Origin of the sequence: Enterobacter sp. Y17 (assembly GCF_019730495.1) — a bacterium.
GTDB classification, from domain to species: Bacteria; Pseudomonadota; Gammaproteobacteria; order Enterobacterales; family Enterobacteriaceae; genus Enterobacter; species Enterobacter asburiae_B.
The window spans coordinates 2057742-2072538 of record NZ_JAASKP010000001.1 but is presented as its reverse complement, the minus strand read 5'-3'; the positions used below and the strand labels follow the sequence as shown (position 1 = coordinate 2072538).

Here is a 14797-nt window from a genome sequence, read left to right as displayed (position 1 = left end):
GGGTTAGGGTGAGGGCATCAGGCCGCACTAGACCACCCACTCGCCCCCTTCGACCCCGTTCACCAGCAGCGTACGTTTTTCCCCTGCAGGCAGCGACACCTTAAGCGATTTCCACGCCGGACGATAATCCCCGCGCGCGTTGACCTTCAGGTTGATGGTTGCGCCGTCGCACACCATTTCCCACTCCACCCACAGCGCATTGCCGTTCTGGTAGCCCCAGCTTTCGCCGTCGTCTTCAAACAGCATTCCGGTGGTCGTGCCGACGCCCTTCACCGGGAACAGCTTCAGCTCGCGGGTCGTATCTTTTTCGGCACTCACATGCGTAATGCGTTCGCTCAGCGGCAGAGCGGCACCGGCGCGCACCAGCAGCGGCAGTTTTTCCAGCGGCGCGTCGAGGACGATTGACTGGCCGCCCGCATACCACGCGTGGGTGTAAAAATCATACCAGCCGGTGGCGTTATCCGGCAGCCAGACGCGGCGCTCGCGCTGCCCGGCTTCGACGACGCTGGCCACCAGCAGGTCGCGGCCCAGCAGGAAGTCATCGCACTCCTCAAACGTCTGCGCATCGTGTTCGTGGTCGAGGAAGGTCGGGCGCAGCATCGGCTCGTCGTCGGCGTGCGCCTGCCAGAGCAGGGTATAGAGGTACGGCAGCAGGCGGTAGCGCAGCTCAACCGCGCCGCGAATGGCTGGCGTGACGCCCGGGTACATCCACGGCTCGTTCACGGTGTGGTCATCGTTCCACGAGTGAATGGTAAAGCGCGGGTGCATCACGCCGTTCTGCACCCAGCGCACGAACAGCTCGGCGTCCGGTTTGTCGCCGGAGAAACCGCCGACGTCATGGCCGACGTTGAACAGACCGGACAGGCTCATGCCCAGCCCCATGCGGATGTTATAGCGCAGGGTGTCCCAGCTGGTGCGGTTGTCGCCGCTCCAGGTCTGAACGTAGCGCTGCATCCCGGCGCAGCCGGAGCGGGAGATCAGGTACGGACGTTTTTCCGGCGCGAAACGCTGCTGCGCTTCCAGCGAGGCGCGCATCATCAGCAGCGGCATCACCGGGCGAATGTGCTTGATGGCGATCTCCTTGCCGAAGCCAAAGCAGCGCGCTTCCCCGTCCCACACTTCGTACTCGTTGTTGTCGTTCCAGGTGGAGTCGATGCCCATCTCCAGCAGCTGCGTGGTCACGCCGTTCTGCCACCACTGCACCGTCTGCGGGTTGGTAAAGTCGAGGTGCGATCCTTCGTCATCCCAGAAGCTGGAACGTTCCGGAGCATCGGTTTCTGAATCGCGAATGAACAGGCCGCTCTCCGCCACTTCGTTATAGCGCGGATGGTCCTGCAGCAGGCACGGCTTGATGTTTGCCGCAAGCTTCAGCCCCGCGTCGTGGAACGCCTGACTCATCACCTTCGGCTGCGGCACCTTGTCATAGTTCCAGTTGAAGACGTAGCGCTTGCCGTTGATGGAGGTATAGCCGGAGGAGAGCTGGAACGAGTCGCACGGAATGGCGTGCTCTTCGCACAGGCGGATGAAGTTCATCAGCTGGTTCTGGGCGTCCGGCGCGTCGGTGTAGTGCATGGTCGAGCCGCTGTAGCCCAGGCTCCATTTCGGTCCGAACAGCGTTTTCCCGGTCAGGCGCACGAAGGCTTTGGTGACGTCCAGCACGCGCGTGCCGGTAAAGATGTAGTAATCGATGTCGCCCGCTTCCGCCTGCCAGCGACGATAGGCGGTGTGGTAGTTGTCGATTTCGTTACCCAGATCCAGCCAGCAGCTGCTCAGGTTGTCGTAGAACAGGCCGTAGCTGACGTCGTCGCGGCGGGCGATAGTGAACGGAATATGCTTGTAGAGCGGGTCGGTGCTGGCCGCGTTGTACCCCATTGCGTCGAGGTTGCGCATCTCATAGCGCTTGCCGTTGCGCTGCAGATCGCCCGCTTTTTCGCCCAGGCCGTAGAAACGCTCGTCCTTGCGGCGGCTGAGGTAGTGCGCCACGCCGTCGCCGTGGGCGTTCAGCAGGTAGGCGCTGGTTGGACGGTCGTTGATCAGCGGCTGCCACTCGCCCGCCTCATTGCGGTAGTGCCACTCCAGCCACAGCGGCTGGTGGACCGTCACGCGCAGCTGTTCGGTTGCCACCGTGAGCGTCTCATCCTGTTGCGTCAGGGTCCAGGCCGGGCAGGAAAAACCGCTTATATCGTCACGACGGCGGCCTTCCCACGGCACGTCTTTTTCCGGCGCGATGCTCCAGGTGCGGTCCAGCGCCAGCTCGCCTTTGCGTTTGATCAGCACGCGGAACAGGTTCTCTTCCAGCACATACAGGCACAGGCGGTGCTGGTTATCGACCAGCAGTTCCAGATGGTTTGCCGACTGCGTATCAAGGGTCCAGTTTTTCAGGGTTTTCATATGCAATACATCCACTATCAGGCGCGCTTGGCGCGACGTTCAGCAATAAATGCTACCAGGAAGACAGCGCCAATCAGGTCAAAGAAGCCCATGGCAATAAAGAGCGGGTTAAAGCCGATTTTGTCGGCGGTCACGCCGATTAACAGCGAGAACAGGAAGCTGGCGATCCACGCCGCCGAGCCGCGCATGCCGTTGACGGTCGCCATCTGTCCTTTGTCGAACGACTCAACGACCAGGGCGCTCAGCATGCAGGAGATAATCTGGTGCCCGAAGCCGCCGATGGAGATCAGCACGATGGTGATATACGGGTCGCGGGTAATGGCCACGATGCCCAGAGAGATCATCAGGAACGCGCCCGTCACGGAGCTGGCAACGACCGAGTTAACGCGCGAGCAGCCGAACAGACGGGTGTACAGACGCGTCAGGTAGCCACTCGCCACGCTGCCGAGGTCGGCGGCGAGGAACGGCAGCCAGGCAAACATCGCAATCTGCTTCAGGTCCATGCCGTGCTCTTTGGCGAGGTACAGCGGCACCCAGAAGCTCAGCACCGCCCAGGCCGGTTCCGCCATAAAGGCCGGGATGGCGATACCGTAGAAGCGTTTGTTTTTCGAGACGGTTTTCAGCGCGGTCAGGAAGGGCAGTTTGACCGCAGGCGGTTCGTTATCCTGCTTGATGAACGCCAGCTCGTCCTTGCTCAGGTTCGGGTGCTGCTCCGGGTTGTGGTAGAACGCCCACCACAGGATCACCCACAGCAGCGCCAGCACGCCGGTAAACATAAATGCGCCCTGCCAGCCGAACGACGCGTGAGCGAAATAGATGATGGGCGGGGCCAGCATCGCGCCGATGGAGAAGCCTACGCCCGCCCAGCCGGCGGCAACGGGTCGCTCTGATTTCGGGAACCATTCGCCGATGGTTTTGGCGTTTGCCGGGGTAGCGGCGGCCTCAGAGGCCCCCATAAAGAAGCGCAGAATAGCGAGGTGCAGCCAGCTTCCGGCGCCCGCGTGGAAAATACACATCAGCGCCCAGATCCCGGCGCAGACCATAAAGCCAATCTTCAGGCCGATGACGTCAATCAGCCAGCCGCACAGGGGCTGGAAAATGGTATAGGCGATCTGGAACGCACCGACGATCCAGGAGTATTGCTCGGTGGTGATCCCGAGGCTCTCTTTCAGTTCCGGGGCGAGGATCCCGAGTGAGTTACGGGTGATGTAGTTGACGGTGACGCCAAGTAAGAACAGCACCAGCACGTACCAGCGCAGGTTCTTGATGACGCGACGGGTTTTGCTTGTCGCTACGGTGTTATTGATGTCCTGACTCATTTTACTCTCCACAAGACGGACGGTAAGGGGACGGAGGTTCAGGTGTCACACGGATTTTTATGCCTTTGATTTCTATCCGTTTAAAATGTTTAAGTTGGTATACAACTAGTATGGAAGTTGTGTGACAAGTTCACCTTAAGGAAGAAAATGAGTGGGCAAAAGTGGATTTTGTGCAAAATTTCTCATAACTGACGTAAACCCTCTGGCATGATGCCTTTTATGTCAGCTATTGTCTGACCAACACGCTATGAAAATTTTTTCATTTCGCAAATGGAGCCAGATCACAAAATGGACAAAAGGCTAAAAATCACCGAAATCGCGGCCCGGACGCAGCTCTCGATCAGCACCGTGTCGCGAGTGCTGGCGGGAAAAGCGAATACCAGTGAAAAAGCGCGCGCAAAGGTGCTGGCGTGCGCGCGGGAGCTGGGGGTGATGGACGGCATGGCAGCAGGGCGTCTGCTGCTTAACAGCCTGGTGGTTTTTGCCCCGCAGCGGGCGTTTGACGAGCGGTCCGACATCTTTTACTACCGCGTGATCCAGAGCGTGAGTAAAGGTCTGGCGTCCCACGATGTGCGTCTTCGCTACTGCGCGCTGGAGGAGAACGACAGCGACGCCCAGCTGTTTCTGGCACGCATGAACGAAGCGGACACCCAGGCGGCAATCCTTCTTGGCATCGACGATCCCCATATCCACGATCTGGCGGTGGACGTCGGTAAACCCTGCATGCTGATTAACTGCCGCGACCGGCACATGCGTCTGCCTGCCGTCGCGCCGGATCATCGCGCCATTGGCGAACGGGCGGCGGAATATCTGTTCGAAATGGGACACCGTGAGGTGATGAACGTGCTGTGCCTGCGCCGCTACACCATGGAGCTGCGCCTGGCGGGGATCCGCGACGCGTGGCAGTCTCACAACCTGAAATTCAACGATAAACGCGATCTGCTGGTGGTGCCCAGCTTCAGCGCGCGCGAAACGGAACAGATGGTCAGCAGCTGGCTCAGTGAAGTGCAGGGGAAGGATTTACCTACCGCGTTCCTGGTCGGCGGCGACTTTATGGCGGCGGGCACCATTAGCGCTTTACAAAACCACGGCCTGCGCGTGCCGCAGGACGTGTCGGTGATGAGCATTGACGGCTTTAACCTGGCGGCGATTCAGGATGTTCCATTAACGGCGGTGCACGTTCCGCGCCATGAACTGGGAACCGAAGCGGTATATATGCTCCAGCAGCGGCTGATGCGCCCGGACGCGCCGGTGGGAACATTGCTGCTAAACGGCACGCTGGCCGTGCGGGAATCGGTACGGCGGATACGTCAGGGGAAACGACGCACCGCCGTGGAGCGGGAAGGGCTGTATGACAGTTAGACTATGCCCAGCGCGCGCTTGCCGTGGATGTTGAGATCGTTCACGGTAAAGCGGTCCTGCCAGCTTTTTTCATAATCCTCGCGCGGGAAGTCTCCCGGCGACGCGCCGGTTTCAAGCGCTTCCTTGACCTTTTTCGCGTAGGCGAGGTTTTTCTCGCACATCGGCGCGGCAGGAATGTACATCACGTTGCCCCAGCCCTGCTGATTTTCCACCGGCGCGACGGAATGGATCACATCGCAGTGCCACCACACGGAATCGCCCGCATCGAGTGCCGGAATGCTGGTCAGCGCCTCGATCAGCAGCGGGTGCCATTTCTCTGAAACCGGCAGCACGCGCCCCGGCGCCACGCCGCACAGCTCGTCTTCCGGCACGTCGTCCAGCAGCGGCCGCAGCAGAATGTAGGCCATCGCTTCCGGGATTGGCACCACGTGCAGCAGCCCCTGACCTGGGATCATATCCGACAGCGCCGTCCAGCCCTGGAAGGTGCGGAACACCGAGCATTTGGTGGTGTTATCGACGGTGTACTCTTCCACTTCGGTACGGTGCGCGGCGTTCCACGGATCGTATTTCTCGACGTTGCCGTCAAACACGCGGGCAAAGACCTGCTGATAGGCCGGTAGCAGCCAGCGCTCCAGCGCGCCGGAGTCGGTATGTGCGCCCAGTCCTTTCGAGGTCGTTCCCGGCGGGCGGCGGCGAATACGGTCCGGGTAAATCACGCTCACGTCCGGGTTGAACCACTGCTTGCCGTTGCTCTCGAATGTCCATAAACGGTTCAGGAACGACTGCACCTGCGCCATCTCTTCGCTCTGGCGCGCCTGCATCTGCGCCTGAGACCAGTAAATCGGGTAAATCTCCGGACGAGAGGCCGTCAGGGTGCCGAAGAAGTTATCGCCCGGGCCTTTGTAGACCTCGTCAAACTTATTCAGATCGAGGTAGTCGAGCATCGACTGATCCCACGCCAGCGCCTGCTCGCGCGGGAAGTGACCTTTAATCACCGCGCAGCCGCGGCGTTTAACGGCCTCGCGCTGTGAGTCGGTAATGGTGCCGTTTTTCACATCCGCAAACGGGATCACCGGCCAGACGGATTCACCTTTGTTCTTAAGCGCGTTGATTTCCGCCACGCGGGTGGCAATTTTGTCGCTGAGCTTATTAAACACTGCCTGCACGTCGCCGATCTGCGCGCGCAGCTCACGTTTTAACTGACGGATTGCCGCTTTGTGATCCGCTGGCAAAGTTTCACTGGTAAAGGTCATAACTGCCTCGCATCTTTCATTCGAAAGTAAAAGTGTCTACAAGTGATACTTTAAGTTAAAAATAAGTTAATGCAAGTTTAAAAACTTGACGCAAGCCACAGGACGGAAAAAGAGTGAGAGGCCGGAGCGACGCTCCGGCGAGGAAAGGATCAGACGTCGAACGGGGAATGGTTGTCGAGCACGGCCTGGATGACGTTCAGCGCGCCCTGATGGTTGTTGTCGTCGGTGCCGTAGCGGCTGATTTCTTTGATGCTCTCTGCCGCGTTGCCCATCGCAAAGGAATATTTCACCAGCTTCAGCATCTCGGCATCGTTGCCGCTGTCGCCAATAGCCACGCACTCCTGCGGGGAGATTTTCCAGCGTTTCAGCAGACGGCTAATACCGTTGGCCTTGTGCAGGCCGGGGATAATCAAATCGACAAAACCAAAGCCGCTGGTGACCGGTTTCATGATGCCGTCCAGGGAGACGTGCAGTTTATCCACCAGATTAGGGATATCGCTGTCCGGCAGGTTCAGGGAGAACTTAAACAGTACGTCGTCAATTTCGCGGTAATCGCTGATGCGCTTTAAGCGGTGATAGTGCTTTGACATCAGCGCCACGAATTCTTCAGGAGCCTGGTCGCTAACCCAGGCGCTCTCCAGCCCGCAGGCCACGAAGTTCAGCCCTTTGTCCTTCAGCAGTTCGCCAATCACGATCTGCGATTCATGACGCGTCAGCTCGCCGTGGAAAATTTGTTCGCCGCGATCGAACACCAGCGCGCCGTTTTCCGCCACGAAGGAGATCCTGTCTTTCAGCGCCGGAAAGAAGGAGATGAGCTGGTAATACTGGTTGCCGCTGGCGACAACGAATTCAATATCGCGGGCTTTAAGCTGTTCAAACTGTGCCTGGAAGCGGTCACGATCGTACTGCTTGGCATCATCAAGGAAAGTTCCGTCCATATCGGTGACGATAACTTTAACGGTCATACTGTGCTCCTGGGTCACTGCGTTTTGAAACATTCTAATAACAAGGTGACGGGGAGCACAAATTTAATTTCATTCGAAAGTAAAAGCAAAACGGCAACCGAGGTTGCCGTTGTTAGTGTTTTCTCCCTCTCCCCGTGGGAGAGGGTCGGGATGAGGGGATATGCCGTTACAGCGTATGCTCAGTACGGGCGATAATATCGTCCTGCGCATCCGGCGACAGGGCGGTGAAGAACGCCGAGTAGCCCGCGACGCGCACCACCAGGTCACGATACTGGTCAGGATGTTTCTTCGCTTCCAGCAGCGTTTCGCGCGAGACGATGTTGTACTGGATATGCCAGCCTTTATGCACCTCGAAGAAGGTGCGCAGCAGCACCATCAGCTTCTGGCGATCGCTGTCGTTTTCCAGCGTCGACGGGTTCAGCTTCTGGTTCAGCAGCACGCCGCCGAGAATCGCTTCCGTCGGCAGTTTACCCACCGAACCAATTACCGCCGTCGGGCCGAGGTGGTCCGTACCGGAGGCCGGGCTTGCTCCTTCCGCCAGCGGGGTGTGCGCCTTACGTCCGTCCGGGGTGGCCATCGTTGCCGCGCCGAACGGCACGTTTGCGGAGATGGAAGAGGTGCCCGCGTAGTAGTTACCGCCAATCGGGCCGCGGCCGTGGCGAGGGTTGTGGTACTGCTTCAGCTCTTCAATGTAGGTCTGGTAGGCGCGCGTCAGCAGCATGTCCACGCTGTCGTCGTCGTTGCCGTACTTCGGCGCGCCGTTGATCAGGCGCTGACGCAGCTGCTCGTGGGTCAGCCCGTCGAAGTCATCCGCCAGCGCTGCCGCCAGCTGCTGCTGACCAATAGTGCCCTGTTCGAACACCAGCTTCTTCACCGCCGCCAGGCTGTTGCCGAGGTTGGCGATGCCCACCTGCAGGCCGGAGACCCAGTCATACTTCGCGCCGCCCTGCTTGATGCTTTTCGCACGTTCGATGCAGTCATTCACCAGCGCCGAGCAGAGAATATCGTGGACGTTCTCTTCCAGCATGGTGTCCACCACGTACTCAATCTCGATGGATTTGCGGGTGTAGTAGCGGATCTGGCTGTCCCACGCCGCCATCACTTCGTCGAAGTTGTCGAAGTTACCGGCGGAGAGCGCTTTCTCCTGTGGCAGGAACACCTTGCCGCTGGTGGCGTCGCGCCCGCCTTCCAGCGCGGCCAGCATCACGCGGGCGAAGTTGATAAAGCTCATGCCGGTGCAGCGGTAGCCCCACTTGCCGCCAACCGCGGTTTCGATACAGCCGATGGCCGCGTAGTCGTAGGCGTCGTCTCGTTCAACGCCGAGCTTGATGAATTCCGGAATGACGATTTCATCGTTGTTGAACGCGGGCATCCCGAAGCCGCAGCGGATCACCTGCACGCAGGCGTCGAGGAAGTCATTGCTCATGCCCGCGTGGTAGCGCACGCTCAGGTTTGGCTGGGTGGAGCGCAGGCGACCGCAGGACTCCAGAATCGCGTAGGAGAGCGGGTTCACCGCGTCCATCGGCTCACCGTTGACCAGCTTCTGGCCGCCGATGGTGACGTTCTGGTACAGCGGGCTACCGGCGGAAGCCTTGGAGTGCGAACCGGAGCGGATTTTGTTCACTTCCAGCAGCTTCAGCCAGCAGCTGTGCAGCAGCTCGATAGCGTGTTCGCGGTCGAGGCTCTGGTTCAGCTCGACGTCGCGGCGGTAGTACGGATAGAGATACTGGTCCATACGCGCGAAGGAGACGGAGTGGCCGTTTGACTCAATCTGCAGGATCAGCTGGATGAAGTAGCACAGCTGCAGCGCCTGCCAGAAGGTTTTTGGCGGCTCGTGGGCAATCACGTCGCAGTTTTCCGCCATCGCCAGCAGCTCGTCGCGGCGGCTTTCGCGTGTCTCGGTAGATGCCATTTCACGCGCCAGATTGGCAAAGCGTTTGATGTGCAGGCTTACGGCTTCCAGCACGATATCGATCGCCTTCAGGAACTGGTCGCCGTGCAGGTCTTCCAGCACCGTCAGGTTGATGCGCGTGCGGCGCTCGGCCACCTTAGCGCGCAGGCCGTCGAGGCCTTTTTCCAGCACCAGCGGGAAGTTGACCGCCAGGTGCGCGTCGCCGGAGGTCATGTTGCCTTCGGCTTTGATAATGCCGGTTTCCAGCAGGCCTTTTTGCTCGTCGGTGAACATGCCGTAGCAGCGGTCCTGCACCGTCTGGCCGCGCCACCACGGGCAGATGTCGTGCAGCACGCGCTTGTTCTCTTCGCTCACCGCAAAGCCCGCGCCCGGGCGGTCCGCCAGATCGTCGATCTCTTTCTCAATCCAGGAAACGGTGTATTCCGGGAAAATCGGCGCGGCGCGCACTTCGCTTGCCTGGTTACCTATAATCAGCTCGTCGTGTTTGATCCAGATGGTGCGTTCCGCCAGGTGATGCGCCAGCGCCAGAGCGCGGCGTACCGGGATCGGCTTGTCCATGTGCTGCTGGTACATTTCGGTGTAATGCTGGGCGCGCTCGGTACAGACCGGCGGCTTAACGATATGCACCAGCGCCGTTTTGTGCGCCTTAATGCGTTCGCTGAGGGTGTTGAGATTCAGGGTCGTCATAGGTTTATCCTCGTAAGGTCGCGGTTAACCCTTTCTGGCAGGCGTACTGCTGCGCGAAGTCCAGCAGGGCAGGGTTATCCAGCGGTTTGTCAGGGGCAGAGTAGGGTTGGCCGAGCAGGGTGTATTTGTTCATGCCCAGCGTGTGATACGGCAGAAAATGAATATCGTCGACGCCGAGCTCGTCGGCGGCGAAGTTGGTAATGGCGGTTACGGACGCTTCGTCAGCGTTAAAGCCCTGGATCAGCGGCACGCGGATGGTGATTTTTTTCCCGGCGGCGGCAAGGCGTTTCAGGTTGTCCAGGATTCGCTTAGCCGAACCGTCCGTCCACTGTTTGAACACCTCACCGTCGACGTGCTTCAGGTCGGCGAGGAACAGATCGACGTACGGTAATGACGGCTCGATATAGTGCCACGGCACGTGAAGGCAGGTTTCCACGGCTGTGTGGATCCCCTGTTCGTGGCTGGCTTTAAACAGGGCGTGCGCCAGCTCAGGGTTCATAAACGGCTCGCCGCCGGAGAGGGTGATCCCGCCGCCGCTGCGGTCGTAAAAGGGTTTATCGCGCAGTACGGTCGCCATGATCTCCTCGACCTGCTGCTCTTCACCGCAGACGGTCAGCGCCTGCGTCGGGCAGCAGTCACTAAGGGCGTTGAGCGTCGCTTCATCAAGCTTCTCGCGGTGGATAACCAGGCCATTCAGCGCGCGTTCGATGCAGCCCGGTGCCGCCTGCTGGCACAGGTCACAGCCGTCCAGGCACAGGCGCGCATCAAACAGCACGTCCCGGCTGCGGGAGCGGCTTTCCGGGTTCTGGCACCAGCGACAGCCCAGCGAGCAGCCTTTCAGGAACACCACGGTTCTAATACCGGGGCCATCGTGGGTAGAGTAACGCTGAATATTGAAGATCATGATTTCGCCTCTCGCATTGCATATGAAGATTAAATTACTTTCGAATGAAAGTTATCTTGATGCAGGTCAACTACTGAGCAGGTTTTGTCGTGATAGGGTAAGTGCAGGCTAAATTTGAGGGTGACATCATGGAACTTTATCTCGACACATCTGACGTTGCGGCAGTCAAAAAGCTGGCGCGCATCTTCCCGCTGGCGGGCGTGACCACCAACCCAAGCATTGTGGCGGCAGGTAAAACGCCGCTGGACGTTTTGCTGCCAGCGCTGCACGACGCGCTGGGCGGCAAAGGCCGTCTGTTCGCGCAGGTGATGGCGACCACCGCCGAAGGGATGGTGGAGGACGCGCGTAAGCTGCGCGCCATCATCAACGACCTGGTGGTAAAAGTGCCGGTGACCGCCGAAGGGCTGGCGGCGATCAAGATGCTGAAAGCGGAAGGGATCCCGACGCTGGGTACGGCGGTTTACGGTGCTGCGCAGGGGATGCTCTCCGCGCTGGCGGGCGCGGAGTATGTAGCGCCTTACGTTAACCGCCTGGACGCGCAGGGCGGGGACGGGATCCAGACCGTGGTTGAACTGCAACAGCTGCTGACGCTGCACGCCCCGCAGTCAAAGGTGCTGGCCGCGAGCTTCAAAACCCCGCGTCAGGCGCTGGACTGCCTGCTGGCAGGCTGCGAGTCCATCACGCTGCCGCTGGACGTGGCGCAGCAGTTTATTACCTCTCCGGCTGTGGATGCGGCGATTGTGAAGTTTGAGCAGGACTGGCAGGGGGCATTTGGACGGACGTCGATCTAACGGGTGCGGCCTGATGCCCTCACCCCAACCCTCTCCCACAGGGAGAGGGAGCAAACACTAAAACGGCAACCTGAAGGTTGCCGTTTGCTTTAACCTCCGCAAACCTCACACCCCGGGTTACGCATCAGCTTCATCTCGCGGAACTGGCAGGTCATCGCGTCATACATTACGATTTTCCCCGCCGCAGGCGTGCCGTAGCGCGCCAGCACTTTGATCGCTTCCATCGCCTGCAGGGAGCCAATCACGCCGACCAGCGGCGCCATCACGCCCGCTTCAACGCAGGTCAGCGCGTTCTCGCCGAACAGGCGGCTCAGGCAGCGGTAGCAGGGTTCACCTTCCGCGTACGTGAAAACGCTGATTTGCCCCTCCATGCGGATCGCCGCGCCGGAGACCAGCGGGATTTTGTGGGCAAAGCAGCCCGCGTTCAGCTGGTTACGGACCGTGACGTTATCGGTGCAGTCCAGCACCAGGTCGTGCTGTGCAATCTGCGCGGACAGCGCCTCGTCATCCAGCATCGCGTCAATCAGGGTGAACTGAACGTTGGGGTTGATGCGCGCCAGCGCCGTGCGGGCAGAGTCCACCTTCGGCTGGCCAACCGTCGCGTCGCTGTGCAGCGTCTGGCGCTGGAGATTTGACACCGACACGGTATCAAAATCCAGCAGCGTCATTCTGCCCACGCCCGCCGCGGCAAGATACTGCGCGGCGGCGGAGCCCAGGCCGCCCAGACCAACAACCAGCACGCTTGCTGCCTTAAGCGATTCCTGGCCTTCGAAATCAAACCCGCGCAGCACAATCTGGCGGTTGTAGCGCATCATCTCCGGGTCGCTCAGCTCCACCGTCATGTCAGCCTCCGAACAGGTGGTTAAAACGCTCGATCTCAACCCACTCGCCTGCTTCCACATTGCCGCGCTCGCGCTCCAGGACGATAAAGCAGTTGCCCTGGCTGAAGGAGCTGAAAATATGTGAGCCCTGGTGCCCGGTGGTGCTCACTTCGAGCTCTCCGTCCGCGTTGCGCGCGAGGATGCCGCGCTGGAAATCGAGGCGGCCCGGCGATTTTTTCAGGCGCGTGGCGGCGCGCACGCGCTGGCGTTCCGGCAGCGGGCTGGCGCTGTTGCCGGAAAGCTTCGCCAGCAGCGGGATCACCAGCTGGTAGAAGGTGAGAGCCGCCGAGACCGGATTACCCGGCAGGCCGCAGAACCAGCCGCGCGTGAGCTTGCCAAACGCGAACGGTTTGCCCGGCTTGATGGCCAGCTTCCAGAAGGCGATTTCCCCCAGCTCTTCGAGGATGGTTTTGGTGTAATCCGCTTCGCCCACGGAGACGCCGCCGGAGCTGATGACCACGTCGGCTGCGTTATTCGCCTCGATAAACGCGGCGCGCAGTTTTTCCGGATCGTCAGGAATAATGCCGAGGTTAATCACCTCGCAGCCCAGCTGCTCCAGCATCAGGTGTACCGCCAGGCGGTTGGTGTCGTAAATCTGACCGTCCTGCAGCGGCTGGCCCGGAAGCTGCAGCTCGTCGCCGGTGGAGAAAACGGCCACGCGCACTTTACGGATAACGTCGATTTCAGCCACGCCGAGCGACGCCAGCACCGGCAGCTCACCTGCCGTCAGCTTCTGCCCGGCGGCAAAGACCGTCGCGCCAAGGGTGATATCTTCGCCCGTGCGGCGGATGTTCTGGCCCGCTTTAACGTTCGCGGTAAAACGCACGCCGTCGTCGGTCTGTTCGGTCTCTTCCTGCATTACCACGGCGTCGCAGCCAGCCGGAACCGGCGCGCCGGTCATGATGCGCACGCAGGTGCCCGCAGGCCATTCACCGCTAAACGGCTGGCCCGCAAAGGCTTTACCCGCCACAGGCAGGGCATTACCCGTCTGGAGATCCGCCAGGCGTACCGCGTAACCGTCCATCGCGGAATTATCAAACCCCGGCACGTTAAGCGGAGAGACGATATCGCGCGCGGCAATACGGCCAAAACAGCGCACGAGGGGCAGCGTCTCAACGTCATTCAGCGGGGAAACTCGGTCAAGCATCTGCGTGAGTGCCGTCTCAAGCGGCATCAGTCCGGCGGTAAAATCCATGGTGGGCTCCTGCGGAGTAACAACGAAAGCGGCCATTATGGCAGAAAAGTGCGGCTAACTGTATGACCCGATGGGTGTACGCTTTACATCACAGTTACGTCTTTCTATATTCAAAAATCATCTGAAGTTTCATCGACGATAATGATATTTATAGAAAAAGCCGCAAATCAGGCTAACGGGTGATGCGAATGGTTAATGCGGTAATCGCAATTCATGGTGGCGCCGGGGCAATCACCCGAGCACAGCTCAGTCCCGAGCAGGAAAAGCGCTATATCGACGCGCTGTACGCCATTGTGGAAACGGGCCAGAAAATGCTGGAAGCGGGCGAAAGCGCGCTGGACGTGGTCACCGAGGCGGTGCGCCTGCTGGAAGAGTGCCCGTTATTTAATGCGGGGATCGGTTCGGTCTTTACCCGGGATGAAACGCACGAGCTGGATGCCTGCGTGATGGACGGCGTCACCCTGAAAGCGGGCGCCGTGGCGGGCGTGAGTCATCTGCGCAATCCGGTGCTGGCCGCGCGTCTGGTGATGGAGGCGAGTCCGCACGTCCTGCTCACAGGGGCCGGAGCGGAGGCGTTTGCCTTCGGGCACGGGATGGAACCGGTATCGCCGGATCTGTTTTCCACCGAGGAGCGCTATCAGCAGCTGCTGGAAGCCCGTTCGGCGGGCATGACGCAGCTTGACCATACAGCGCCGCTTGATGAAACCACCAAAATGGGCACGGTCGGCGCGGTGGCGCTGGATAAGGCCGGAAACCTCGCGGCGGCAACCTCAACGGGCGGGATGACCAACAAGCTGCCCGGGCGCGTCGGCGATAGCCCGCTGCCGGGCGCTGGCTGCTACGCCAATAACGCGACGGCGGCGGTGTCATGTACCGGAACCGGGGAAGTGTTTATCCGCGCGCTCGCGGCCTACGACATCACCGCGCTGATGGATTACGGCGGTTTAAGCCTCAGCGAAGCCTGCGAGCGCGTGGTGATGGAGAAACTGCCTGCCCTGGGCGGCGTCGGCGGGCTCATTGCGGTGGATCGTGAGGGCAACGTGGCTCTGCCATTCAACAGCGAAGGTATGTACCGCGCCTGGGGTTATGCCGGTGATGAACCGAGCACGGGCATCTATCGTGAATAAGGGGGCAGCG

At 60.2% G+C, this 14797-nt stretch carries 11 protein-coding genes; 3 read left to right on the top strand and 8 right to left on the bottom strand.

Going from position 1 to position 14797, the window contains the following annotated elements:
• Window positions 1-27 precede the first annotated feature (27 nt).
• Together HCH49_RS09765 and HCH49_RS09760 are read right to left on the bottom strand one after the other, a co-directional pair.
• Window positions 28-2391 (bottom strand): glycoside hydrolase family 31 protein, encoded by a 2364-nt coding sequence (locus HCH49_RS09765; protein WP_221702608.1) that lies wholly within the window; start codon window positions 2389-2391, stop codon window positions 28-30.
• A 17-nt stretch (window positions 2392-2408) separates the two neighbouring features.
• Window positions 2409-3710 carry an MFS transporter gene (locus HCH49_RS09760; protein ID WP_014883122.1) on the bottom strand — a complete coding sequence of 434 codons (1302 nt, stop codon included), beginning with the start codon at window positions 3708-3710 and terminating at the stop codon, window positions 2409-2411.
• Between the two features lie 288 nt (window positions 3711-3998).
• Between HCH49_RS09760 and HCH49_RS09755 the strand changes: the two genes are divergently transcribed.
• Entirely contained in the window at window positions 3999-5072 is a 1074-nt protein-coding gene (locus HCH49_RS09755) for a LacI family DNA-binding transcriptional regulator (RefSeq protein ID WP_221702607.1), read from the top strand.
• On the opposite strand, the gene HCH49_RS09750 is transcribed toward HCH49_RS09755, so the two are convergent.
• The 4 genes from HCH49_RS09750 to HCH49_RS09735 all read right to left on the bottom strand — a co-directional run bounded on the left by HCH49_RS09750 (window position 5069) and on the right by HCH49_RS09735 (window position 10793).
• Entirely contained in the window at window positions 5069-6325 is a 1257-nt protein-coding gene (locus tag HCH49_RS09750) for a DUF1479 domain-containing protein (protein WP_221702606.1), read from the bottom strand. The genes HCH49_RS09755 and HCH49_RS09750 overlap by 4 nt on opposite strands.
• Before the next feature lie 149 nt (window positions 6326-6474).
• Window positions 6475-7290, bottom strand: a complete 816-nt coding sequence (locus HCH49_RS09745; RefSeq protein WP_047061452.1) for a Cof-type HAD-IIB family hydrolase — start codon at window positions 7288-7290, stop codon at window positions 6475-6477.
• A gap of 166 nt (window positions 7291-7456) precedes the next feature.
• Window positions 7457-9889, bottom strand: coding sequence for a formate C-acetyltransferase/glycerol dehydratase family glycyl radical enzyme (locus HCH49_RS09740; protein WP_221702605.1), 2433 nt, complete (start codon window positions 9887-9889; stop codon window positions 7457-7459).
• A 4-nt stretch (window positions 9890-9893) separates the two neighbouring features.
• Window positions 9894-10793 (bottom strand): glycyl-radical enzyme activating protein, encoded by a 900-nt coding sequence (locus HCH49_RS09735; protein WP_047061454.1) that lies wholly within the window; start codon window positions 10791-10793, stop codon window positions 9894-9896.
• Window positions 10794-10921: 128 nt separating this feature from the next.
• Here HCH49_RS09735 and fsa point away from each other — a divergent pair, with 128 nt between their 5' ends.
• Window positions 10922-11584 (top strand): fructose-6-phosphate aldolase, encoded by a 663-nt coding sequence (fsa, locus tag HCH49_RS09730; RefSeq protein WP_047061455.1) that lies wholly within the window; start codon window positions 10922-10924, stop codon window positions 11582-11584.
• Window positions 11585-11673: 89 nt separating this feature from the next.
• Here the strand turns inward: fsa and moeB are convergent, their stop codons facing one another.
• Window positions 11674-12426, bottom strand: a complete 753-nt coding sequence (moeB, locus tag HCH49_RS09725) for a molybdopterin-synthase adenylyltransferase MoeB (RefSeq protein ID WP_221702604.1) — start codon at window positions 12424-12426, stop codon at window positions 11674-11676.
• Window position 12427: 1 nt separating this feature from the next.
• Complete coding sequence (gene moeA / locus HCH49_RS09720; RefSeq protein WP_221702603.1) at window positions 12428-13660, bottom strand: molybdopterin molybdotransferase MoeA; 1233 nt, start codon at window positions 13658-13660, stop codon at window positions 12428-12430.
• 188 nt (window positions 13661-13848) lie between these two features.
• Between moeA and iaaA the strand changes: the two genes are divergently transcribed.
• Window positions 13849-14787 (top strand): beta-aspartyl-peptidase, encoded by a 939-nt coding sequence (gene iaaA / locus HCH49_RS09715; protein WP_033145022.1) that lies wholly within the window; start codon window positions 13849-13851, stop codon window positions 14785-14787.
• Window positions 14788-14797 lie beyond the last annotated feature (10 nt).